16 protein-coding genes and 1 pseudogene are annotated in these 23,226 nt (G+C 68.9%); 10 read left to right on the top strand and 7 right to left on the bottom strand.

Annotated elements, in window-relative coordinates:
• Positions 1 to 2 precede the first annotated feature (2 nt).
• From FNX44_RS03820 to FNX44_RS03790, 7 genes and pseudogenes are all read left to right on the top strand, one after another.
• The gene (locus tag FNX44_RS03820; protein ID WP_143646496.1) at positions 3 to 1,502 is read left to right on the top strand and encodes an FGGY-family carbohydrate kinase; all 1,500 of its coding nucleotides are present in this window, start codon (positions 3 to 5) and stop codon (positions 1,500 to 1,502) included.
• Complete coding sequence (locus tag FNX44_RS03815) at positions 1,499 to 3,001, top strand: FGGY-family carbohydrate kinase (protein ID WP_143646495.1); 1,503 nt, start codon at positions 1,499 to 1,501, stop codon at positions 2,999 to 3,001. The genes FNX44_RS03820 and FNX44_RS03815 overlap by 4 nt, the downstream gene beginning before the upstream one ends.
• Positions 2,998 to 3,618, top strand: coding sequence for a histidine phosphatase family protein (locus tag FNX44_RS03810; RefSeq protein WP_143646494.1), 621 nt, complete (start codon positions 2,998 to 3,000; stop codon positions 3,616 to 3,618). The genes FNX44_RS03815 and FNX44_RS03810 overlap by 4 nt, the downstream gene beginning before the upstream one ends.
• The gene (locus tag FNX44_RS03805) at positions 3,615 to 4,649 is read left to right on the top strand and encodes a 2-hydroxyacid dehydrogenase (protein WP_143646493.1); all 1,035 of its coding nucleotides are present in this window, start codon (positions 3,615 to 3,617) and stop codon (positions 4,647 to 4,649) included. The genes FNX44_RS03810 and FNX44_RS03805 overlap by 4 nt, the downstream gene beginning before the upstream one ends.
• Before the next feature lie 40 nt (positions 4,650 to 4,689).
• Entirely contained in the window at positions 4,690 to 5,823 is a 1,134-nt protein-coding gene (gene tal, locus FNX44_RS03800) for a transaldolase (protein ID WP_143646492.1), read from the top strand.
• A gap of 161 nt (positions 5,824 to 5,984) precedes the next feature.
• Positions 5,985 to 6,239: a hypothetical protein gene (locus FNX44_RS03795; RefSeq protein ID WP_181353139.1), complete on the top strand. Its 255-nt coding sequence runs from the start codon at positions 5,985 to 5,987 to the stop codon at positions 6,237 to 6,239.
• A gap of 129 nt (positions 6,240 to 6,368) precedes the next feature.
• Positions 6,369 to 7,565 (top strand): annotated as a pseudogene (locus FNX44_RS03790) (IS3 family transposase).
• Here FNX44_RS03790 and FNX44_RS03785 read toward each other — a convergent pair.
• On the bottom strand, positions 7,534 to 7,803 hold the full coding sequence (locus tag FNX44_RS03785; protein WP_407699114.1) for an ATP-binding cassette domain-containing protein: 270 nt from the start codon (positions 7,801 to 7,803) through the stop codon (positions 7,534 to 7,536). The pseudogene FNX44_RS03790 and the gene FNX44_RS03785 sit on opposite strands and share 32 nt — an antisense overlap.
• A gap of 148 nt (positions 7,804 to 7,951) precedes the next feature.
• Here FNX44_RS03785 and FNX44_RS03780 point away from each other — a divergent pair, with 148 nt between their 5' ends.
• Positions 7,952 to 9,229 (top strand): sensor histidine kinase, encoded by a 1,278-nt coding sequence (locus FNX44_RS03780; protein WP_143646491.1) that lies wholly within the window; start codon positions 7,952 to 7,954, stop codon positions 9,227 to 9,229.
• Complete coding sequence (locus FNX44_RS03775) at positions 9,217 to 9,885, top strand: LuxR C-terminal-related transcriptional regulator (RefSeq protein WP_143646490.1); 669 nt, start codon at positions 9,217 to 9,219, stop codon at positions 9,883 to 9,885. Before FNX44_RS03780 ends, FNX44_RS03775 begins: the two co-directional genes overlap by 13 nt.
• A 65-nt stretch (positions 9,886 to 9,950) precedes the next feature.
• Here the strand turns inward: FNX44_RS03775 and FNX44_RS03770 are convergent, their stop codons facing one another.
• Positions 9,951 to 11,120 carry a glycosyltransferase family 4 protein gene (locus tag FNX44_RS03770; protein WP_143646489.1) on the bottom strand — a complete coding sequence of 390 codons (1,170 nt, stop codon included), beginning with the start codon at positions 11,118 to 11,120 and terminating at the stop codon, positions 9,951 to 9,953.
• Positions 11,121 to 11,575: 455 nt separating this feature from the next.
• On the bottom strand, positions 11,576 to 12,631 hold the full coding sequence (locus FNX44_RS03765; RefSeq protein WP_228449630.1) for a glycosyltransferase 87 family protein: 1,056 nt from the start codon (positions 12,629 to 12,631) through the stop codon (positions 11,576 to 11,578).
• A 1,050-nt stretch (positions 12,632 to 13,681) separates the two neighbouring features.
• Here FNX44_RS03765 and valS point away from each other — a divergent pair.
• Positions 13,682 to 16,252, top strand: a complete 2,571-nt coding sequence (gene valS / locus FNX44_RS03760) for a valine--tRNA ligase (protein WP_323369048.1) — start codon at positions 13,682 to 13,684, stop codon at positions 16,250 to 16,252.
• Between the two features lie 49 nt (positions 16,253 to 16,301).
• Here valS and FNX44_RS03755 read toward each other — a convergent pair whose 3' ends face one another.
• From FNX44_RS03755 to FNX44_RS03740, 4 genes are all read right to left on the bottom strand, one after another.
• Positions 16,302 to 17,270, bottom strand: coding sequence for a GNAT family N-acetyltransferase (locus tag FNX44_RS03755; protein WP_143646487.1), 969 nt, complete (start codon positions 17,268 to 17,270; stop codon positions 16,302 to 16,304).
• Between the two features lie 31 nt (positions 17,271 to 17,301).
• Positions 17,302 to 18,993 carry an FAD-dependent oxidoreductase gene (locus FNX44_RS03750; RefSeq protein WP_143646486.1) on the bottom strand — a complete coding sequence of 564 codons (1,692 nt, stop codon included), beginning with the start codon at positions 18,991 to 18,993 and terminating at the stop codon, positions 17,302 to 17,304.
• 3 nt (positions 18,994 to 18,996) lie between these two features.
• Complete coding sequence (locus tag FNX44_RS03745) at positions 18,997 to 19,551, bottom strand: class I SAM-dependent methyltransferase (RefSeq protein ID WP_228449629.1); 555 nt, start codon at positions 19,549 to 19,551, stop codon at positions 18,997 to 18,999.
• 143 nt (positions 19,552 to 19,694) lie between these two features.
• Positions 19,695 to 23,225 carry an SDR family NAD(P)-dependent oxidoreductase gene (locus FNX44_RS03740; protein WP_323369047.1) on the bottom strand — a complete coding sequence of 1,177 codons (3,531 nt, stop codon included), beginning with the start codon at positions 23,223 to 23,225 and terminating at the stop codon, positions 19,695 to 19,697.
• Between the last annotated feature and the right edge of the window lies 1 nt (position 23,226).

The following is a 23,226-nucleotide window of genomic DNA, read 5'->3' as shown; positions in this document are numbered from 1 at the left end:
AGATGACTGCGATCGCCATCGACGCGGGCACCACCACCATCAAGGTGGTCGGATACGCCGACGACGGGGAGGAGTTGGCGGTCAGCCGGCGGCCGACCCAGGTGACGCGGCCCCGTCCCCGGTGGGCCGAACAGGACATGTCCGAGGTATGGGCCGCCGTCGCCGACGCCGTCAGGGAAGTCGTCGCCGCACTGCCCGACGCACCCGACATGGTCGCCGTCACCGCACAGGGCGACGGCGCCTGGCTGGTCGACGACCGGGGACGACCCACCGGACCCGCCGTGCTGTGGAACGACGGACGGGCCACCGACCAGGTCGCGGCGTGGGAGCGCGACGGGGTGGCACAAGAGGCGTTCCGGATCAGCGGGTCGCGGCTGTCCGCAGGCATGCCCAACGCCGTACTGGCCTGGCTCCGCGCCAACGACCCCGACCGGGTCGACCGCTCGGCCCACCTGCTGACCTGCGGCGGCTGGCTCCACCTCAAGTTGACCGGTGAGGCGGCCGTCGACGAGTCGGACGCCTCGGCGCCGTTCATGGACATCAGACAACGCGACTGGTCCGACCGGCTGTTCGAACTCTACGACCTGCGGGAAACGCGGCGGCTGCTGCCCGAACTCCGCGACGACGACAACCGGGTCACCGCCCTCGGCGACTCGGCAGCCGCGGAGACCGGACTTCCCGCCGGTATCCCGGTGGTGATGGCGCCGTACGACATCTGCGCCACCGCCATCGGCGCCGGCGCGGTGACCGCCGGCCAGGCCTGCTGCATCCTCGGCACCACCCTGGCCACCGAGGTCATCACGGACACCGTGGTCACCGACGAACCCGTGGGCATCACCGTGACGCTCGGGGTTCCCGGTCGCTACCTCCGCGCCTTCCCCACCATGAGCGGCGGCGACGTTCTGGAATGGGGGGCGGGGATGCTCGGGCTGACCTCCGTCACCGATCTCATGGACCTGGCGGCGCGCGGCGCACCCGACGCCGCCGGGGTGCGGTTCGTCCCGTACCTCTCACCCGCCGGAGAGCGGGCGCCGTTCTTCGACCCCACCGCGCGAGGGTCCCTGTCCGGCCTGTCCCTGGAGGCCGACCGCGAGGACGTGGCCCGCGCGCTGCTGGAGGGGGTCACGATGACCATCCGCGACTGCCTGGCCGCGGCCCCGGGTTCACCGGACGGGCTGGCGCTCTGCGGCGGCGGCACCAGAAGCGACTTCTGGATGCGGCTGATCGCCGACGTGACCGGCCTTCCCGTCACCATTCCCGCCACCGCGGAGGTCGGAGCCCGCGGCGCCTGGCTGACCGGGCTGGTCGCCACCGGCCGCGAACCGGACTTCCCCACCGCCGCAGCCCGCCACGTACGGGTCGCCGCCACCTACCGACCCGACCGGAAGGCGTTCGACGACTTCAGCGGCCGGTACGCCGACTTCCTGCGGCTGCGGGAACTGGCCAGGCCGCTGTGGACACACGGCCGAGGAACCCGTTCGACCGGTGGAGCCGACGCATGACCGCGATCCGAAACGACGCCCGGCTGGAAGACGCCTGGCTGGGAATCGACCTGGGGACCCAGGGCGTACGCGTGGTCGTCGCCACGTCGGGCGGCGGTCTGCTGGGCGAGGGCTCCTGCCCGTTGACCAGCCACCGGCACGGCGATCACCACGAGCAGGACCCCGGGACGTGGTGGCCCGCGGTGCGCACCGCGATCGACCGGGCCCGCGCCGCCGGCGCCGACCTGCGCCGGGTCCAGGGGATCGCCGTGGACGCGACCTCCGGCACCCTCACCATGCTCGACCGCCACGGCCTCCCCGCGACACCGGCGCTGATGTACGACGACGGACGCGCCGCGGCCGAGGTGGAACACGTCAACGCGGCGGGCGAGCAGCAATGGGCGAAAGCCGGCTACCAGCGGATGCAGCGGTCCTGGGCCCTGCCCAAACTCCGCTGGGTGCTCAACCACCATCCCCACGCCGTGGAGAACGGCTGGCGACTGGCCCATCAGAGCGACGTCGTCAACCGCAGGCTCGTCGGACACGAGGTACCGACCGACACCAGCAACGCGCTCAAGACCGGCGCCGACGCCGCGCAGGTCGCATGGCCCGAGACCGTACTCGCCGCCTTGGAGATCCCCCGCGCGGTACTGCCCGACCTGGTGCTGCCCGGCACGGTCATCGGACGGGTCTGCGCCACGGCCGCCGCCGAGACCGGACTCACCGAAGGCACCGCAGTCGTCGCCGGGATGACCGACGGCTGCGCGGCACAACTGGGCTCCGGCGCAACCGCCGTCGGAAGCTGGAACTCGGTGATGGGCACCACCCTGGTTCTCAAGGGCGTCACCCACGACCTCCTCCAGGACCCGCACGGGGTGGTGTACTCCCACCGGTCGCCCTCCGGGCACTGGCTGCCCGGCGGAGCCTCCAGCGTCGGAGCCGGCCTGGTCGCACGCGAGTTCGCGGACGCCGACCTGGACCGGCTCACCCGGGAGGCCGCGGCGCTGCTGCCCACCGACCTGCTGCGCTACCCCCTGGTCTCCCCGGGCGAGCGGTTCCCCTTCCTGGCCCCGGACGCCCAGGCGTTCGGCAGCCGCGAACCAGCCACCCGGGCCGAGTCCTTCGCCGCCCTGCTCCAGGGAGCCGCGTACGTCGAACGACTCTGCTTCGACTACCTCGACCTGCTCGGCGCCCCGACCGACGGTGCGGTCATCCTCACCGGCGGGGCCACCCGCAACCCCCTGTGGAACCAGTTGCGCGCCGATGTGCTGGGACGCCCCGTCACCCTTCCCCGCCACGCGCAGCCGGCGCTCGGCATGGCGGTGCTCGCCGCGTCCAGCCGTGCCCCGCTGGACAGCGCCGCCGCCGCGATGGTGCGACTCGACCGCACCATCGAACCGCGCCGCTCGGTGGGACACCGCCACGAGGAGGGCTACCTCCGGCTGCTCGATCTGCTTGTCCAACGCGGCTGGCTCCCCGGTGTCGTCGCGGCCCACGCACAAGAAAGGACGGCGCCTTGAGCCTCCATGTCATCTTCGTCCGACACGGAGAGACCGTGTGGCACGCCGAGAACCGGTATGCCGGCACCACCGACGTCACGCTCACAGAGCGCGGCCGCGCACAGTCACGCGCGCTCGCCGACTGGGCCGAACACGCCGAGCTGACCGCGGTCTTCGCCTCCCCGCTGCGGCGATCGCAGGAGACCGCACGCGACAGCGCGGCGCTCGCCGGGCTCCCGGTGACCGTCGACGAACGGCTGCGCGAACTCGACTTCGGGATCGCCGAAGGCCTCACCCGCGCCGAGATGCGACAGCGGTTTCCCGACCACCTCGCGGCCTTCCTGACCGATCCGGTGGCCAACCACTTCCCCAAGGGAGAGAACCCCCTCGACGCCAGCGACCGCTACCTGGACTTCCTCACCGACCTCCAGGCCGCCCACGAGGGCCGCGTCCTCGTCGTGGGCCACTCCACCGCGATCCGGCTCACCCTCTGCCGCCTCCTCGGCCTGCCCCTGCACGGGTACCGCCGGACCTTCCCGTTCCTGGCCAACTGCGCCCTCAACGAACTTGTCCTCAACGGCGACGGACCGTCGCTGCTGACACTCAACCGCCCCGTGACCCCAGGAGCTCCCAAGTGACCACCATCCTCACCGCCGGTGACCACTTCGTCCTCAACTCCCTACTCGTCGACAGGCTCCGGACGGCCGCCCCCACCGCGACCTACCGCGAACTCACCCTGCCCTGGCCGGTCGAGCCCTTCGGGGACGTCGCCGAGGTACGGGAGGCCTCCGGCACCGAGGAACAGCTCATCACGGCCCTGCGCGGCGTGGACATCTGCGTCACGCAGATGGCCCCCCTCACCGAACGGGTCCTCGAAGCGAGCCCCGACCTCCGCCTGTTCTGCGTCAGCCGCGGCGGCCCCGTCAACGCCAACATCGAGGCCGCCACCCGGCACGGCGTCGCGGTCTGCTTCGCACCCGGCCGCAACGCCACCGCCACCGCCGAGCACACGGTCGCCCTCATGACGGCCGCCGCCCGACGCGTCCCCGCCACCCACGCGGACCTCGCCGCAGGCACCTGGCGAGGCGACTACTACATGTTCGAGAAGGTCGGGCCGGAGCTCGAGGGCAGCACCGTCGGCATCGTGGGATACGGCGCCATCGGCTCCCGGGTCGCCCGCATCCTCCGCGGATTCGGCGCACACGTGCTCGTCGCCGACCCGTACGCCCGCGCACGCGACGTGGCACCGGCCGAGCTCACCGACCTCGCGGACCTCATGCGGCGCTCCACGTTCGTCACCGTCCACGCCCGCGCGACGCCGGCAACCGAGGGCCTGATCTCCAGAGAACTGGTCGACCTGATGCCCACGGGCGGCGTACTGGTCAACTGCGCCCGCGGCTCTCTCGTCGACTACGACGCCGTGTGCGACGCCCTGGACGCCGGAAAGCTCTTCGGCGCCGCCTTCGACGTCTTCCCGCGTGAGCCGGTCCCCGCGGACTCACGTCTGCTGACGACCCCCAACATCGTCATGACGCCGCATCTGGCCGGCGCCAGCAAGCAGACCGCACTCAACGCCGCATCCATCGTGGCGTCGGAGGTTGCCGGATTCCTGGCGGGCGAGCCCCTCGCGCACTGCGCGAATCCGGAGGTCCTGGCCCGCCTTCAGTGAATTCCCCGGAAGCCCGAACCCCACAGGAGACACGACCCCCATGCCACACCCACTCAAGCAACTCTCCGACGCAGGCGTCGCCATCTGGCTGGACGACCTGTCCCGCCGCCGGATCACATCCGGCGACCTGGCCCGACTCGTCGCCGAACAGCACGTGGTGGGAGTCACCACGAACCCCACCATCTTCCAGCAGGCCATCGGCAGTGGCGGTGACGGCTACGAGGAGCAGCTCCGCGAACTGGCCTCGCGGGACGTGACCGCCTCCGAGGCCGTCCGCATGATCACCACCGCCGACGTGCGGGCCGCCGCCGACATCCTGCACCCGGTCTTCGCCGCCACCGGGGGCCGGGACGGCCGGGTCTCCATCGAGGTCGACCCGCGCCTCGCCCACGACACCGCCGCCACCATCGCCGAGGCCAAGCAACTCTCCTGGCTGGTGGACCGCCCCAACACCATGATCAAGATCCCGGCCACCAAGCCCGGCCTACCGGCGATCACCGAGGTCACCGCCATGGGCATCAGCGTCAACGTGACGCTGATCTTCTCCCTGGAGCGCTACCGCGAGGTCATAGACGCCTACCTCGCCGGCCTCGAGAAGGCCAGAGCGGCGGGACACGACCTCTCCGAGATCCACTCCGTGGCCTCCTTCTTCGTCTCCCGCGTCGACGCCGAGATCGACAAGCGGTTGGACAACCTGAACACCCCCGAAGCCAGGAAAGCGCGCGGCACGGCCGCCCTCGCCAACGCCCGGCTCGCCTACCAGGCGTACGAAGAGGTCTTCACCTCCGCCCGCTGGCGCACCCTCGCCGAGGCGCGGGCCAACCGGCAGCGCCCCCTGTGGGCCTCCACCGGCGTGAAGGACCCGGCCTACCCCGACACCCGCTACGTCACGGAGCTCGTCGCGCCCGGCACCGTCAACACCATGCCCGAGGCGACCCTGCGCGCCACCGCCGACCACGGCGAGATCACCGGCGACACCGTCACCGGCACCTACACACAAGCCCGCGCGGACCTCGACGCCCTCGCCGAACTCGGAATCTCCTACTCCGAAGTCGTACAGCTCCTGGAGGCGGAAGGCATCAGCAAGTTCCAGCAGTCCTGGGAGAGCCTGCTGACCACCGTCGAGTACAGCCGCCCGACCACCGAACGGACAACCGCCCCACAGCGCACCTGAGACACGCTCCCCACCAACCACGGACAACGGCCAGCGCGCTCCCCCACAGGAACCGACCACCCGTACGAGCCATCGCACGTTGCTCGGCCGCGGGGTGAGCTGTCGCCACGCATCGCTGCTCTCCCCTGAACGAACGACAGCTCGCCCTGCTCGGCCGACTCATGAACGGCAAGGAGTCCGAGAAGCCCTGGGACCCAGGTGAGTTCCGTACGGCTCACGCACTGCGCGACCGAGGGCTGCTGACGATCACGCGCAGCGGGGGTGAGGTGGACGCCCAGGTCACCGAGGCAAGCGCCTACTACGTCCAGCACGGCCACCACGCCGACAACCCCGCACACGCCGGAGAGAAGCAGGCCGCCAGGTCGCACCCTCTCCACGCCGACAACACCCTTGTGGCAGTTCGACGAGCAGCGTGAACCCCCGTAGTGGCCCACCGCTTCGAAGCAACACCCCTTGAGTTCACGCGACACCACGACCGCCACTCGACGACGACCCGCCGCACCACTCGTGGGTCTGCCGCACGATCGGGTGGCATCTGAACTGGCTTGCCCTGTGGGGCGGGTGGGAAGGATGTCGCTGCGCCCAAGCCCTATCCGGAAGAGTTCCGTCAGGACGTCGTGCGGGTCGCGAGGAACCGCGGGCCGGGTGTGACGGTCGAGCAGGTGGCCACCGACTTCGGGGTCCATCCGATGACGTTGTGGAAGTGGATGCGTCGCGCGGACATCGACGACGGGAGCAAGCCCGGAACGACCAGCCAGGAGAGTGCGGAGCTGCGGGAGGCGCGTCGGCGGATCAAGCTGTTGGAGCAGGAGAGCGAGGTCGTGAGGCGGGCCGCTGCCTATCTGTCGCAGGCGCATCTGCCGGGAAAAGGATCTACCCGCTCGTGAAGGAACTGGCCGTGGACGGGGTGCCCGTCACGGTTGCGTGCCGGGTGCTGAAGCTCGCCAGGCAGCCCTACTACCGCTGGCTGGACCAGCCGGTGACCGATGCCATGCTGGAGGAGGCGTATCGCGCGAACGCGTTGTTCGACGCGCACCGCGAGGATCCGGAGTTCGGCTACCGCTTCCTGGCTGACGAAGCGCGGGGCGCCGGGGCCGTGGTGGCGGACCGGACCGCGTGGCGGATCTGCCGGGACAACCGGTGGTGGAGTGTGTTCGGCAAGAAGCGCGGCACAGGGTAAGAAGGCCGGCCCGCCTGTGCACGACGACCTGGTCCGCCGTGACGTCACCGCGACCTGTGCGAACCGGCTGTGGCTCGTGGACATCACCGAGCACGCCACCGGCGAAGGCAAGCTCTATCTCTGTGCGATCAAGGACGCCTTCAGCAACAGGATCGTGGGCTACTCCATCGACGCGCGGATGAAGTCCTGCCTGGCCGTGGCCGCCCTGGACAACGCCATCGCCCGGCGTGGGGACGTCGACGGGTGCGTTCTGCACAGCGACCGCGGATCGCAGTTCCGCTCCCGGAAGTTCGTTCGGGCGCTCGACCGCCACCGGATGGCCGGATCGATAGGGAGGGGCGGAGCTGCCGGTGACAACGCGGCCATGGAGTCCTTCTTCAGCCTGCTCCAGAAGAACGTCCTCGACCGCCGTGTCTGGGCCACCCGCGAAGAACTCCGGATCGCGATCGTGACCTGGATCGAACGGACCTATCACCGACGCCGCAGACAAGCCTCACTCGGCCGACTGACCCCCATCGAATTCGAGACCGTCATGACCACACCGGCCCTCCAGGCCGCGTGACCGAACCTGTCACCCGAACCTGCATCAGACCCCTGTCGGGCCTCTCCAGGCCCGCCGCGCAGTTCAGCAGCGTCGTCTTGCCGGAGCCGGACGGGCCCATCACCGCGGTCAGCACCTGCTGCGGGAAGCCCAGGCTGACCTCGCGCAACACGGGGACGCGCCCCGCGGAACTCGGATAGCCCTTCGAGACGGCGGCCAACTGGACGGCGGGAAGCCGGATGTCGGTGAGGAGTGACATGTTCCGAGTCCACCAGAACGGACCGGCCCGGTCAGTGGGCCTGCGGGGAGTCATGGAGGGAGGGTTTTCCCTACCACCCGCCGCGGATCACGGGCCGGTTAGAGTACGCGTGGATCCGCACGTGCCACGGCCCTGGAGGACACGCACCATGACCGTCGCCGTCTGGGAGGCCATACGACGGCGCCGTCTGCGCTTCGTGCTCTCCGCCTGGCCACCGCGGTGCTGGGCCTTCCTGCTGAGCGGCACCGTCGTGGGCAGTGTGGCACTGCTCATGTTCGCCACCCTCCTCTTCGTCGGTGTCGCCCTGTCCCCGGTCGGTATCGGGCTGCTCGTCCTCATGGCGGCCGCCGTCCTCGGCATCCCCGTCGCGGCCCTGGAGCGGCGGCGGTTGCGGCTCGTCGAACCGGAGCCCCTCCTCGACCCGCACGGTTCACTACCCGGTACGGGCGCCCGGCCGTGGCTGCGCACCCGGATGCGCGAACGTGCCACCTGGCGCGAGCTCGGGTACACGCTCATCCTGGGCGTTGTCTTCACGGCAACCGGAATCGGCTTCACCGCACTGCTCGGTCTGTCACTGGTGCTGACGGCGGCGCCCGTGATCGTGTGGGCGATCGCCCCCGACACGGTGATGCTGGTGCCCGGCGAGCCCATCTCCGACCCCGTCGCGGCGCTGCCGGGCAGCGCCGCGGGACTGCTCGGGCTGCTCCTCTCGGCGTACGTCGGCGGGCTGCTCGCCGGCGTGCAGGTGTGGGTCGCCCAGTCCCTGCTGACAGCCCGGGACGAGGACCTGAACAGCCGGGTCATCGAACTGACACGCTCTCGCGCACGGTTGATCGACGCGTTCGAGGCCGAGCGGCGGCGCATCGAGCGCGACCTGCACGACGGCGCGCAGCAGCAACTCGTTGCTCTCAGCATGACCCTCGGTTTGGCCGAACTGGAGCTACGCGGCCAGAAGTCGCCAGCCGCCCCGCTCGTCACCCGGGCTCGCGGCGAGGCCCGCCAGGCCCTGGACCAACTGCGCTCCCTTGTGCGCGGCATCCATCCCCAGGTCCTCACCGACCACGGGCTGCCCGCCGCCGTCGCCGAACTCGCCCTGCGCAACCCCATCCCGGTGACCGTCGACATCAAACTGCCGCACCGGCTACCGTCCGCGGTTGAGACGACGGCGTACTTCACCATCACCGAGGCGCTGACAAACGCCTCCAAGCACAGTGGCGCCGACGAGGTCGCCGTCGTCGGCCGGCTGAGCAACGACAGGCTGCTCCTGCTCATCACGGACAACGGACACGGCGGCGCCGATCCTGCCGCCGGGGCCGGTCTGCAAGGATTGGCGGACCGGGTGGCCATTCTGAAGGGAAGGCTCATCGTGACCAGTCCCGCTGGCGGACCCACGCAACTGCGGGTGGAGGTGCCGTGCTCCGCGTAGTGCTCGCCGAGGACGCCGTCCTGCTGCGTGCCGGACTGGTGGAACTGCTGTCCCGCGTCGGACACGAGGTGACCGCCGCCGTCGGGGACGCCGGGGAACTGGCGCACGCCGTGGACGCCGACCGGCCGGACGTGGTCATCACCGACGTGCGGATGCCACCAGGCTTCCGCGATGAGGGGCTGAAGGCGGCGCTGGAACTGCGCGGCCGGCACCCCGGCCTGCCGGTGCTCGTGCTCTCGCAGTACGTCGCCACGGCCTACGCCACTCAGTTGTTCAGCGGTGGCACCTCCGCCGAGGGCGGGCTCGGTTACCTGCTGAAGGACCGGGTCGGGGAGGTCACCGACTTCTTGGACGCACTGGACCGGGTCGCCGGTGGGCAGACCGTGATCGACCCGGAGGTCGTACGGGTGCTGTTGCAGCAGCGGACCGCCGCGGAGCCGCTGCAACGCCTTACGCCCCGCGAGCGGGAGGTGTTGGCCCTCATGGCGGAGGGGCTCAACAACCAGGCCATCGCGCACCGGCTCACCATCACTGAGGCCTCCGTGGTCAAGCACTCCAGCAACATTTTCATGAAGCTGGAACTCGACCCGGCCGAGGGCAACCGCCGCGTCCTGGCCGTCCTCGCCCACCTCCGCCGCGAGGCCCCGCCGGTCTGACCGGGGCCGGCCGACCGCCGCACGGCCCCGCAGGGGGCCACCGCGCCCGGGAGGCCCGGCGCCCGTCAGCCCTGCACGGCATCCCGCTCGGACACGGCCGCCGCAGGGTCGGCGCCCGGGGTGAGGAGCTGTGTCAGCTGCTCCGCCGACGTGTCCCAGGACCACTGCCCTGCCGCCCACCTTCGGCCCGCCTCGCCCATCGCCGCAGCCCTCTCCGGGTCCCGCAGGAGCCCCGACACGGCGTCGGCCACGGCCCGTACATCCCTACCGTCCACGGCGGTACCCGTCACCCCGTCGATGATCGTGTCCGGCGCGCCGCCCGAGTCACCGGCGACCACGGGCAACCCGCTGGCGGCCGCCTCCAGGAACACGATGCCCAGTCCCTCCGCCTCCAACCCGACCTTCCGCGTCCGGCACGGCATCGCGAAGACGTCCGCCGCCGCGTAGTACGGGGCCGTCGAAGCGTGGTCCAGCCCTCCTGCGAAAACGACGTGACCGTCGGCGTGGCGGCGCGCGAGCTTCCGCAGCCGCTTCTCGTCCGGGCCAGCGCCCACGATCACCAGCACCGCGTCCGGCACAGCCTTTCGGATGCCCGGCAGTGCCCGTATCAGGGTGTCCTGGCCTTTCCGCGTCACCAACCGAGATACGCACAGGACAACTTTGCGGTCCACGATGCCGTGTCGCTCGCGGACCTCGCGCGCTTGACCAGGCACACGCCGGAACGCCGCCGCTTCCACCCCCGGCACCAGCCGCACCAGTTCGGCGCCCAGTCCCACCGCCGGCGCGATACGGCGTCGGGTGTACTCGCCGAGGTACGTGACGACATCCACATGATCGCCGATGCGCCGCATCACCTGCCGGGCTCCCGGCGTGCGCGCCCACCAGATCTCGTGGCCGTGCGTGGTGGCGACCATCCGCCGTATCCCGCCGCGCCGCAGCGCCGGCGCCATCGCGGCCAGCGGCGCGGCGGCGCCGAACCAGGCACGGTCGCAGCCGTGCCGACGGGCGATCTCCAGGGCGCGGCGGGTCACGCGAGGGGTGGGCAGCAGCATTCGGCTGGGGTCCCTCACCACAGGGAAAGGCAGGGCTGCGTCGTACGCGGCGGCACCCGGCTCGCTGGACGTGTAGACCACCACGTCGTTGCCGGGGACGCGCGTCGCCATGGCGTGGACGAACGTCTCGATGCCCCCCTGGCGAGGCGGAAAGTCGTTGGTGACGATCAGAGTGGTGCCCATGGGCGGTCACTACCTTCGTGGGAGTGGGCTGGTCAGGCGGTGAAGAGGTGGTTACGCCAGTGGTCGCTGACGCGGAGACAGGGATTCAACGGCCGCGCGTCCGGCGGTGGGCGTGCAGCCGCCCACCAGGAGCAGGCCCGCCTGTGCACCGGAAGATTTCGCCGGATTGCCAGGCTGGGGTGCCTGTGCCCGGGCCAGGCCCCCACGGCTGCGCCGTGCGCAGTCATGTGGCGAGGGCTGAGTGGTCGTACCGCGGTACGCACCCGGCGGTGGGGGCGGGGCAGCGGCTCCACACCTGCACCCGGCCGGATGGCCCGGAGGGCACCTCCTCGGCCCCCACGTCCACGCACACTGCCCCGGTGGTCCAGACACGCGCAACCGCACGACCTCGTCCTCCCCGAAGGGGAGCCAGGAGGCGTTCCCGCACACCCCGGCCACCCCTCCGCGTCGGGCCCTCACCGCACACCCGAGACGACCGGCGCCGGGCGTGCCGAACTGGAGGCCCGTACGACGGGGCTGCGTGCGGCTTCCGCCCGGCGGGCGTCGCTGCCCACCAGCCGGGCCAGCACAACCAGGGCGACCGGCAGGGCGAGATACCCGAACCGCCCGGCCGGCGCGAGAAGAAACGCCACGCACAGGCCGGCTGCGAGCCGGTCGGCGGCTGACAGAAGGTCGTACGGTGGTCGTACGACGAGGGACACGGCGACGGCCAACCCACCAACCAGCAGCAGCGCGACGGCCGCGTACCAGCCGACCGGCCCAAGGTCGGCGAGGAGCCGGCCCGGCAGCGGGCTGGCCGCCGGAGTCTCCCACGGCCCGCGCCCGGTCGGGAACGCGAACACCTGCTGTACCAAAGGCCCCGGCGACAGCAGCGCGCTCGGCAGAACCAGCACGACGGTACCCGCCACCGCCACCGCCGCCCCGCGCACGGCCGCGCGCGTTCCGCTCCGGTAGGCGAGCAGTGCCACGGCGACCGCGACGGCGGGCCACGCCGTCCACTTGAGAGAGCAAGCCGCCGCGAGCGCCAGCCCAGTGGCCACCGGACGCTGCCGGGCCGCGTACGCCAACGCCAGGAACAGCAGCCCGATCAGCGGCAGGTCCACACCACTGACGCACAGCGGGAGCGCCAAGACCGGACATGCGACGAGCGCGCCGACGGCGTCCCGACCGACGACACGCCGCTCGAAGACCCCTCGCCTGGTAGCGCGGTGCGCAGCCCACAGACAACCGAGGAACGCCACCGCGCACCAGATCCGAGCGTCGCCCAGCAGCCGGGACGCCCAGCCGCTGTCGCCCAGCACCGCGCGCGGCAGCCCGAACACCGCCATGCCGGGCAGGTATGGGGTGACGTCGAGCACCGTGCGCGGATCGGGGAGGTACGGGACGCCCTGCTGCAGCATCAGCACCCCGGACCGTTCGATGACGCCCACCTCGCTCTGCGCCCCGCCGCTGGCCAACAGCACTAGCAGCGGCACAGCCACCGCGCCGGTGAGGGCGAACCCGACGGACAACCTCGGCCCTCGCGGCCACAGCGCGGCACCCGCCGCACAGAGGTAGCCGACGGACGCGCACGCCCCCCAGACTCGGTGCGGCCCCGACGTCGAGATGAGCGGGAACGCCCCTGCCCACACGGCCGCCACGAGCCAGCCACCAGACCACAACAGCCGGTTCTTCCAGGGGATTTGAGTCGGGAGAGTAAGCACCCCTTCATAAGACCCGCCTCGAACCACGCCCGTCATTACGGCCAGGTCGAGACCTGAGGGTCGGGTTTACCCGACCAGACCACCAGCCCCGATGGCTGAGCTGTACCGAACGTAACAGCTGGTTCGTGCGGCTTCGGGCGGCGTTCGTGCTCGCCGGGGACGGTAACAGAAGGGCTGCGACGCATCAGTCGCCGGCGAACCTGCCGGAGAAGTGACGTACCCGCTCGTCCGTGAGCTGGCCGCCGCCGATGGCCCTCACCAGGTGCCGGGGGCGGCGGCGCGCGGGCGCTCGTGCAGGCGCGCCAGCCCTGCAGGAAGGCACTGCGACGCCCGCTGTCGAAGCTGCCGACCACGAAGGGCACGCAACGGGCACGCAGGGGGGCGCAGTGATCATCGCCTTCCCGACCGGCCGGGTAAAGGCAAAGGAAAAAGCCCAGGTCACGGGCTAGGTGACCTGGACTCTCTCGGAGCCTCCTGTCGGAGTCGAACCGACGACCTACGCATTACAAGGTGTGAGCCTTCATGTCATGTGGTGCCGGCCAAAGCGAAGATCCGGCTGCGTGGCGCGGGCCGTAGTCACCCGCGGAGGCATCTTCGACATCGGGTCGGCGTCCCGGGTGATCAGAGCTGCTGCTGGTTCAGGAAGGAAGCCAGTCCTACGAGGCCCGCTCCCCCGCCTGGACAGGAGCACCGAGACTCCACCACCCCTTCGGCAACCCACCGGCAGCCGTGCGCAAGGGCGTTAGACTGCCCAGAGGGGTTGGGTCACGGCACGCCGGCCACAACCAAGGTTTCGCACGACGTGCCGACCATGGGTCCAGCCCAAATTTGCAGAACTGACTAAGGAAGGTGTGTCGCGTGACGCGCTACGGGTCTCCTCTGCCGGAGAAGCCCTCGCTGGAGGGACTGGAAGCGAAGTGGTCGGCTTTCTGGAGTGAAGCCGCGGTACATCGCTTCGATCGGCCGGGGAATCGTGACGCGGTATTCTCCATCGACACTCCGCCCCCCACGGTCAGCGGCTCCCTCCACGTCGGGCACGTCTTCAGCTACACCCATACTGATATCATCGCCCGTTTCCAGCGGATGCGCGGCAAGAGTGTCTTCTATCCGATGGGTTGGGACGACAACGGCCTGCCGACCGAGCGCCGGGTACAGAACTACTACGGTGTCCGGTGCGACCCGACACTGCCCTACGACCCGGATTTCGTGGCGCCGACTCCCCTCTCGCAGCGCTCGGGCAAGGACAAGAAGGCACCGGCTGCCAGTATCGCGCGACAGAATTTCGTAGAGCTATGTGAGCAGCTCACCGCAGAGGACGAGTTGGTCTTCGAAGAACTTTGGCGCAAGCTCGGACTGTCGGTGGACTGGTCGATGACCTACACAACGATCGGGAAGGAAGCGCAACGAGTCGCCCAGGCCGCTTTCCTGCGGCTCGCGCGCTCCAACGAGGCGTACCAGTCCGATGCGCCCACCATGTGGGACGTCACCTTCCAGACCGCCGTGGCCAACGCCGAGGTGGTCGAGAAGGAAGTCTCCGGGGCTTACCACAAAGTCGCGTTCACGTACGGGTCCGATTCCGTCTGCATTGAGACCACCCGGCCCGAGCTCCTCCCTGCCTGTGTCGCTCTTGTGGCGCACCCCGACGACGAGCGGTACCGGGCCCTCATCGGCGAGGAGGTCGTCTCGCCTCTGTTCGGTGTTCGGGTGCCGGTTGTGGCACACAGCGCCGCCGACCCTGAGAAGGGCAGCGGCATCGCCATGATCTGCACGTTCGGCGACATGACCGACGTGATGTGGTGGCGGGAGCTCCGGCTTCCGGTCCGCACGGTCATCGGGCGCAACGGCCGACTGCTACCACTGGACTTCCAACATCTGCCAAGCGTCGACGCCGAGCGCGCCCAACGCGTGTACGACGAGATCGCGGGGAAGACGGTGCACACCGCCCGGGAGATCGTCGTCGAGAAGCTGCGCGACGACGCCAGTCTGATCGGTGAGCCGCGGCCCACCAGCCGGGCGGTCAAGTTCTTCGAAAAGGGCGACAAGCCTCTGGAGATCGTCAGCAGTCGGCAGTGGTTCATCAAGACCGTCGACCACCGCGAGGAGCTCCTCGCCAGCGGGAACGAGATCCAGTGGCATCCGCCGCACATGCAGTCGCGTTACAACGACTGGGTGCAGGGCCTCAACGCCGACTGGCTGATCAGCAGGCAACGCTTCTTCGGAGTTCCTTTCCCTCTGTGGTATGCCTTGGACTCCGAAGGCCAACCCGCTTACGGCACCCCGCTCTTCCCGGACGAATCGTCGCTTCCCATCGATCCGTCCACTGCCTGTCCGGTCGGCTACACCGAGGACATGCGCGGCAAACCGAATGGCTTCGTCGGCGAGTCGGACATCATGGACACCTGGGCCACCTCCTCGCTCAGCCCTCAGCTCGCTGGTGGCTGGCTCTCCGACCCGGACCTCTTCCGGCAGGTCTTCCCTATGGATCTGCGCCCCCAGGCGCACGACATCATCCGCACCTGGCTCTTCACGACCGTGGTCCGCTCCCGTCTGGAAGCCGGGACCACTCCCTGGAAGCACGCCGCTCTCTCCGGATGGATCCTCGACCCGGACCGCAAGAAGATGTCCAAGTCGCAGGGGAATGTCGTCACTCCCGGCCACCTGCTGGACAAGTACGGAGCCGACGCGGTCCGCTACTGGGCGGCGAGCGGGCGCCCCGGCACGGACACCGCCTTTGACCCGCAGCAGATGAAGATCGGCCGTCGGCTCGCCATGAAGCTTCTCAACGCGAGCAAGTTCGTGCTCTCCCTTCCCGCCCCCAGCGACGAGGCGCGGACGACGGAACCACTCGACACCGCTCTGCTGGCGAAGCTGGCGGAGACCGTCAAGAACGCGACGACCGCGCTGGAGGGCTTCGACTACACCTCCGCACTGGACGAGATCGAGCGATTCTTCTGGTTCTTCTGTGACAACTACGTCGAACTGGTCAAGGAACGCGCATACGGTCACGACGGTGAGGCGGGTGCCGAGTCGGCGCGTGTCACGTTGCGACGCACTCTCGACATCGTCACTCGTATGTTCGCGCCCGTGCTCCCGTACACCACGGAGGAGACGTGGTCGTGGACCCACCCGTCCACGGTGCATCTGGCCGCGTGGCCGACTGCTGATGAACTCGGCACGGACGCCGCGAACGGCCGGCCGGCGGTGGCAGAGGCCGCCTCCTCGGTCATCGCTGTCATCCGTAAGGCCAAGTCCACCGCCAAACTATCGATGCGCGCGGAAGTCGCCCGGGTCATGGTCCAGGCTCCCGCCGACCTCCTGGACGCGATCCGTTCGGTGAGTGCGGACATCAAGGCGGCCGGCACCGTGGCCGAGGTCGTCCTGCGCCCGCACGACAGCACCGAACTGGCGGTCGAGGTCGAGCTGTCGTAAAATTCCCAGCCCTCAGGCGGTCCTGCTCAGGGGCTGGTCACTCGGTGGATCAGCTGGAACCCGCGTCGGCCTTCACGGTGCGGGCCAGGCTCCAGTACCCGACAGTCCGTTCCATGCCGATGGCACGGTTCAGACGCGTGATGGGCTCGTTGGCCTCATCGCTGAGCGCTGTCACGACCTGAGCGCCGGCTCGCTTCACCTCGGTGAGCACAGCCGCTTTCAGCGCGCCACCCACCCCACGCCGACGGTGGTCGGGGTCCACCCCCGTGAAGACCGTGTGCCAGACCGACCCGTCGGCCCCCGGAGCCATCACGGCCAAGCCGCGGGGAAGCCCGCCCGCCTCTTCGTCCGACTCGGCCAGAAACACGGTCGCGCCGCGGGGGAGTGCGTTCAGGGCGGACCGCATGTCAACGTTCCGGCCGGTGCCGAACGGAACAGGGAAGCCGATGACGCACCTGCTCGCGACGGCCACGACCAGGGCGGACTCCGTCTCCAGATCGGCCCGCCGCAATCGCACAGCGGCCCGGCCGGTATGGCGCGCGAGGTGCTTCTGAAGCTCTTCCTCGCTCTGCCGCAGGTCGATGCTCCAGCCGATATTGTGATTGGTCACCGCGAGGCCGTACCGCTCGGCGAAATGGCGTCCCCGAGACAGGTCGTCCCTCAGTGCGCACGTGACCACGCTCAAGCCGCTACGAGCGCCGACCGCGGCGACGACCTCATCGGCCAGGGCGGTCCCGAGGCCCTGGCCCCGCTCGGTCTCCCTCACCGCGATCCGGACGGAGACCGAGCCGGGTAGGCTGGGCATCTCGGTGAGTGCCGCCGCCCCGACGACAACTCCCTCCCGTTCGGCCACCCATACGCGACTGGTGTAACCATCGGTGCTGGCCGCCAGCATCCGGCGCAGCTGAGGGCGGTTGTCGTACGCACTCGCAGCCGTCAGCAGCTCCACGACATCATCGATGTCCGCGGCATCGGGAATTCGTACCACGGCGCAAAGGGCCTGCCGATCCTCGGGCACAGCAACTCCTCTGTGTGGGGAAGAAGGCATGTCAGGCCGGGCTCACGGCCGAAGTGGACGCACGCCCGGCGGCGCCCTCGTACATCTCCGCCAGCAACTGGTGGCCATCCCAGTCCGGATCGAACACGGCCGTGAACTTCTCCTCGTCCCACACACCGTCGGAAAGCTCGACGAGCCGCTGAACAAGAGTCCGGCAGAAGATTTCGTAGGTGCGCTCGTCCGCCGGGACCTCCAGCGTCCAGTCCCTCGGGTCGTAGACCTTCGACATCAGCGTCTCGTCCTGGTCGAACTCGGCCGAGTCGAGGAACTCGCCCGCGTTCTTCGCGTAGAAGCGCTCGTCACGGTCGATCATCTCGACGAACTCTTCGGTGAGCCGGTCTGCCGAGGTCAGCAGCCTGGCAAGCTTTCCTCCCATCACCGTGGCATCGCAGGAGCAGTCCGTCCCGTGAGTGCGGGCGAACGTGAGCAGAATCCGATGGTCCTCCAGTGCGTCCGGCACGATGCGGTTGTAGTAGACCCGGGTGCGCAGGGCGAGCCAGGCCGCCCACGCGTCGAAGGAGCCGCGCGCGATGTAGTGACCGTCCGTGTTGAGCAGCTTCTCGTAACGGCTGCGGACCCGGATGTCGAAGTGGTGTACGAGGGAGGGGAGTTCTACCGACTTTCCCTCGCGGTCCGATGCGATGAACTCACCTATGAGCTTGTTGTTCTCGGTGAAGAGCCAGGACGACGTGGCGAACATGGGGTCGAGCACAGTGGCGGCGTTACCCGTCAGGAACCAGCGGTCCTCCGAAAACTGCTGGCGGGCCAGCCGCGCGAGCCGTTCACGCTTCCCGAAGCTGCGAAGCTGCGAGTCCGACCCGAGGATGTCGCGCAGCGCACGGTGCTCGCGGAAAAATGCCACTAGTTCGTCCCCGGAACCGACGGAAGGCTCTGTGTGCCGCCGGTCGAAGACGACGCCGATGCTGCACTGCGATGCGGACAGGGGCATCAGCCAGATCCAGTAACCGCGGTACATGAAGTACGTCATTGACGATGACCTGCCCCAGTGGGGAACGCGATGGCGCCAGGCGTCGTCGCCGAGGGCGTCGAGGGACAGGCATCCGTCGAACCGGCCCCACGACGCGGCGATCGGATTACGGTCCTCCTCCGGCACTAGGTCGAGGAGGCGGGCGAGGGGAGAGACCTCACCCGCGGCGTCCACCAACCACGTGCAGGCGATGGTCCCCGCGGTCGTGCGCAGGAGATGCCCGTTCCTGCCGTCGAGCGTGATCGCTTCAGCTGGCGACTCACCTGGGCCGCAATTCAATACGGAGGTCCCGAGCAGAACCCTGACACCACTTTCACGGTTCATCTCGCACAGGTCTCGCTCCACCGCAGGCCGGTCGATCAAGTAGGTGGGAATCGGATGGGGCCGCCTGCCCCCGATCTCGGACATCCGCTCCAGGGTCAGATCCCTGCCGGGCGAATCGAAGAAGAAACGCATCCCGGAACTGACGTAGTGGTGCTTGCGCAGATACGGGCCCAGTTGAAGGACGCGGTTGGCGTAGTTCGTGAACTCATCGCCCGACGGCTCGTCAAGACCAGGCTGGAATTCCGTCTCCTTGTCGATCACCACGATGTCCAGATCGGGTTGCTCCAGTCGCAACTGCCGCGCCAGCGTACCTCCGGCCAGTCCGGCACCTATGATCAGAACGTCGCACGACAGGTCGGCCTTGCCACTCATCTCTTACTCTCCGTTCGTCGAGCGCGCCGCCTTCAGTGGCTTACGCGCACAGAAAAGTGCCACTGATCCGACGCGACGCACGTCGACTTCGTCGAACCGGTCCCGCAGAGCGCGTTCCAGACCGGACGCTGTATCAGCGGAATTGTGAAAGTGTCCGCGTTCGTTGTAAGCCTTGAGCAGCCACTTCGCGATGGCGTTATGCCTGCAGTCCTGTACGACCGTCGACCCGAAAAGGACACCGTCCGAGGTAAGAAGCGGAGCGAGGTTGTCGAAGACGACGCTCTTCTCCGCGATGGCTCCAGGGAGGCAGTGAAGCAGGTAGTTCATGCTTATGGAATGAAATTTCTCCACACCATCGAGTAGGGGATCCAGCACGTTGCAGTAATAGATCTCCGGCTCGTACCTGCTGGCGGCACCGGCCGCGTAGGCCAGGCTGTTGCGGTTAACGTCCATGAGACCCAGCCGAGGACTTCCGGTGGGGAACCGGCAGTTGGCGACGTAATACCCGGTGCCCACTCCGACGTCCAGATGGTTCTCCGACACATACGTGTCGTACATCTCGAGAAGTCGGGAGGTTGAGCATCGCCAAGCGAACCGGTTACTCAAACCGAGAACGAAGAACCTGTAGTAGGTCAGACCCCATCGGGTGTATGCCCGCTGCCCCTCTTGTACTTCTCTGGACAATTGCACAGGATACCTCTTCATTCAGACCTGATTCGGCTATGTCCGCGGCCTTGCTGCTTCTTCGCATCCGCCAATGCCAGGTGAGCGGATACGACTCGGGAGATCGCCGGCACGTTCTGTGCGGCCAGCATGGTCACGTGATTGCCCGGCACCCGGTGGACGGTGAGCCCGACCGGAGCGAGCGGCTCCCACGCCCGGTCAGGACGCAGCGGGTCGATGCCCTCACGGCGTTCCTCTGCGAGGAAGTAGACAATCGGATCGGGATAGGGGCGCGGCCGATAGGCGCGGAGCGCCTCCATGTTGGCCCGGTAGACCTCGGCCAGCTGTCGGGTGAAGGAAGAGTCCCCAGGTATCGAGCTGAACTCGGTGATGTCCACATCGTCGAGTTCAGGCGGAACCTGTCCCGGACCCGGCGAGTCGAAGACGACCAGCAGCTCGACGGTCTCGCCGGCGGCTCGCAGCCTCTGGGCCATCTCCAGGGCGACGAACCCTCCGAAGGAAGCGCCGCCCAGGGCGTAGGGGCCCCTCGGATGAGCCGCACGGAGTTCTTCCAGATACCGGGACGCCATCTCCTCCACGCTCCTCCTCGGCGCGGCATCACTTTCGATTCCTCGCGCCTGGAAGCCATACACGCTCGCGTCGGCGGGGAGGAGGTCGGCCAGTTCCCGATAGAAGAAGACGCTCCCCCCTGCGGGGTGGACGAGGAACAGCGGCGTGCCGTGTCCGTCGCCGGCCTTGAGGGGAACAAGTGCTGTCTCGTGGTCCTGTGCGTCTGCAGTACGACGATTCTCCGTCGGGGAAGTCGCGGCTTCCTGGGCCGACGAGGCCGGTGCGAGGTGTTCGGTGAGAAGGGCGATGGTCGGGAACTTGAAGAGATCGGCGACAGTCAGCGAGACCCGGAGTTGCTTCTTGATCTGCCATCCGGCCTCGACAAAGAGGAGTGAGTCCCCGCCGAGCTCGAAGAAGTTGGCGTCCCGTTCGATGTGCGAGCGCCCGAAGAGGTCCTTCCAGATGGCCGTCAGCACGCTCTCCATCTCTGCCTGGGACCGCTTCCCACCGTCGCCAGGTTCCTCAGTCTGACGCTGATGGCGTCGCGCTCCGCGTTCGAGCCGGTCAGGCAGGCTTTCGGTGGAGACGATGACGCGTCGTTCACCCGCGAACAGCGCACGCTCAAGAACAGAGACCGCGTCCGTCGCCAGGATGCCCGACGGCTCACGCCCGGCGTGTGCCTTACGCAGGACGCTCGGCAGCCGCTCCGCCGCGGCCATACCGACGTCACGCCAGACATCCCACGCGACTGCCACAACGTTCGCCGGCGCATCGGGCGAATCAGCCCACGCGTCGAGGAACGCGTTCGCCGCGCAGTAGTCGACCTGACCCAGGTTGCCCAGAAGCGCGGCTGTCGAGGAGAACACCGCGAAGAAGTCGAGCTGCCGGCCACCGAAGACCGACGCCAGAGCCAGCGTGCCGTCGACCTTGGGCGCGAGCACCTCACGCATCGCCTCGGCATCCCGAAACTGCGCGAGCCCGCCTCCGGCCAGCCCAGCGGCGTGAACAACCCCCTGAACCGCACCGAACCGCCGGCCCGCTCGGACCACCACCTCGGCGAGAGCCGCACGGTCCGTCACATCACACGCCTCGACGAGCACCTGTGCGCCCAACGCCTCCAGCTCACGCACCGCGCCTATACGCTCTCGCGTTTCCGCATCGGTCCCCAGCTCGCTCTCAAGCGCCGCCCAGTCCTTCCGCTCCGGCAACGGCGTCCGCCCCACGAGCACCAGACGCGCTTGGTACTTTCGCGCCATCCAGGCTGCGACCGCCCGTCCGACGCCCCCCAGCCCACCAGTGATCACATACACGCCCCCCGGCCTCAGGCACCGGGACCCACCGCCCGCGTCCGGACCAGCCGCCGTGAGAGTCTCCACATCCTCGACGAAGCGCGTCGCGCCACGCAAGGCGACGAACGACCGTGGCAATGAAGCCCGCATCTCCGCCATGACCGGCTCGAAGTCTGCTACGGCATCCTCGATGTCGATCACCGAAGCGGAGAGTGTCGGATTCTCCAGTGGCAAGGTCTTCACGGGCCCGAGGGCCAACGCACGCCTCGGAGAATGCGGTTCCGTTCCCTCCACTCGGGCCAGCCCCTGCGTGACCACAACCAGCCGGGTCGGCGCGCTTCCTCGATGCAGCCCCAGCGCACGGGCGAAATGCACCGGAGCTTCCAGCGCGACCACACCGACCCGGTCGACGTCGGTCTCGGTGTCGACCGCCCACAGGTAGAGGACGTTCCACGTTCCGCCCGACCCGTGGGTCTCCTGGAGTTCGCGGACGAGCTGGTCGAAGTCCTCGGGCGTCTCCGGGCGCACGCGGTACACGTCCCCGCCCAGGCGCTCATTTGACGTCCCGGCCTCCACCGTGACCACCCGCTCGCCGAGACCGCGAAGGCGCGCGGTCCAGCGCTCCGCGATACCAAGCCGGTCAGCAAAGACAAGCCAGTGCTCATCGTGTGTTCCGGGATCGGCCGCAGGCAGCGGAGCGTGACGGAAGACAGGCTGGAAGAGGCGGGCCGCGTGCGTCGCCGCGTCGGAGGTCTTTCGCTCGATCCAGTGGCGCTTGGTGTCGAAGGGGTAGGTGGGCAGGGGAACGCGGCGCGGGGCACGGTGTTCGTGCAGCGCGGGCCAGTTCACGGACACACCGTTCACCCACAGTTCAGCCAACGCCTCGCGCGTCACCTGCACATCGCCACGCGTGTCCCGCACATGGCGCATGGAGCTGATCAGCACGCGGTCCTGTGCCTGCGCATGGTCCGCCAGCAAAACGCTCGCGGTGGTACCCGGGCCAACCTCAAGCAGCAGCGCTCCGGGTTCGTCGTCCAGAAGCCGGTCCACTCCAGTGGAGAACTGCACGGTGCTGCGGACGTGTTCGGCCCAGTAGGACGGGCTGGTCGCCTGTTCCGGGGTAATCCACTCACCAGTGACATTAGAGATAAAGGGAATCTTCGGCGCCCGCGTCTCTACCCGCGACACGAGACTCTGGAACTCCTTGAGCATCGGCTCCATCATCGGCGAGTGGAAAGCGTGCGAAGTCGCCAGCCGACGATGCCGGATCCGCCGCTCAGCCACTATGCGCTCGGCCCGCTCAACAGCCTCCACCGGCCCGGACAACACCGACTGCGCCGGGCTGTTGACAGCGGCGGTCACACAGCCCGCCGCTTCCGCGACCTCTCGCGCCTCGTCCTCCCCGAGCGATACGGCCAGCATGGCGCCTGGTGACTGCCGCTGCATCAGGTCACCTCGCGCGCAGACAAGCCGCACCGCGTCCGGCAGCGACCACACCCCCGCCACCGCCGCTGCCACATACTCACCCAGACTGTGGCCCAACATCACACACGGCTCAACACCCCACACACGCCACTGCTCAGCCATCGCATACTGCACCGCGAACAACGCCGGCTGCTGCAACCTCGTCCCAGCCAGCCGAGAAACCGCCAACTCCCCCGAATCCCCGTACAACAACCCACCAAGATCCTCACCCAGATCCGCCCCCACC

Origin of the sequence: Streptomyces alkaliterrae (assembly GCF_007097205.2) — a bacterium.
Classification (GTDB): domain Bacteria; phylum Actinomycetota; class Actinomycetes; order Streptomycetales; family Streptomycetaceae; genus Streptomyces; species Streptomyces alkaliterrae.
The sequence above is the reverse complement of the archived record's forward strand: the minus strand, read 5'-3'. Positions and strand labels throughout refer to the sequence as shown.

Coding starts and splice junctions, on each gene's coding strand:
- FNX44_RS03785 (WP_407699114.1), bottom strand. CDS start 7,803: ATGTCACTCCTCACCGACATCCGGCTTCCCGCCGTCCAGTTGGCCGCC.
- FNX44_RS03795 (WP_181353139.1), top strand. CDS start 5,985: ATGAACGGCAAGGAGTCCGAGAAGCCCTGGGACCCAGGTGAGTTCCGT.
- tal (WP_143646492.1), top strand. CDS start 4,690: ATGCCACACCCACTCAAGCAACTCTCCGACGCAGGCGTCGCCATCTGG.
- FNX44_RS03820 (WP_143646496.1), top strand. CDS start 3: ATGACTGCGATCGCCATCGACGCGGGCACCACCACCATCAAGGTGGTC.
- FNX44_RS03750 (WP_143646486.1), bottom strand. CDS start 18,993: ATGAGTGGCAAGGCCGACCTGTCGTGCGACGTTCTGATCATAGGTGCC.
- FNX44_RS03745 (WP_228449629.1), bottom strand. CDS start 19,551: ATGTACGACACGTATGTGTCGGAGAACCATCTGGACGTCGGAGTGGGC.
- FNX44_RS03770 (WP_143646489.1), bottom strand. CDS start 11,120: ATGGGCACCACTCTGATCGTCACCAACGACTTTCCGCCTCGCCAGGGG.
- FNX44_RS03815 (WP_143646495.1), top strand. CDS start 1,499: ATGACCGCGATCCGAAACGACGCCCGGCTGGAAGACGCCTGGCTGGGA.
- FNX44_RS03780 (WP_143646491.1), top strand. CDS start 7,952: ATGACCGTCGCCGTCTGGGAGGCCATACGACGGCGCCGTCTGCGCTTC.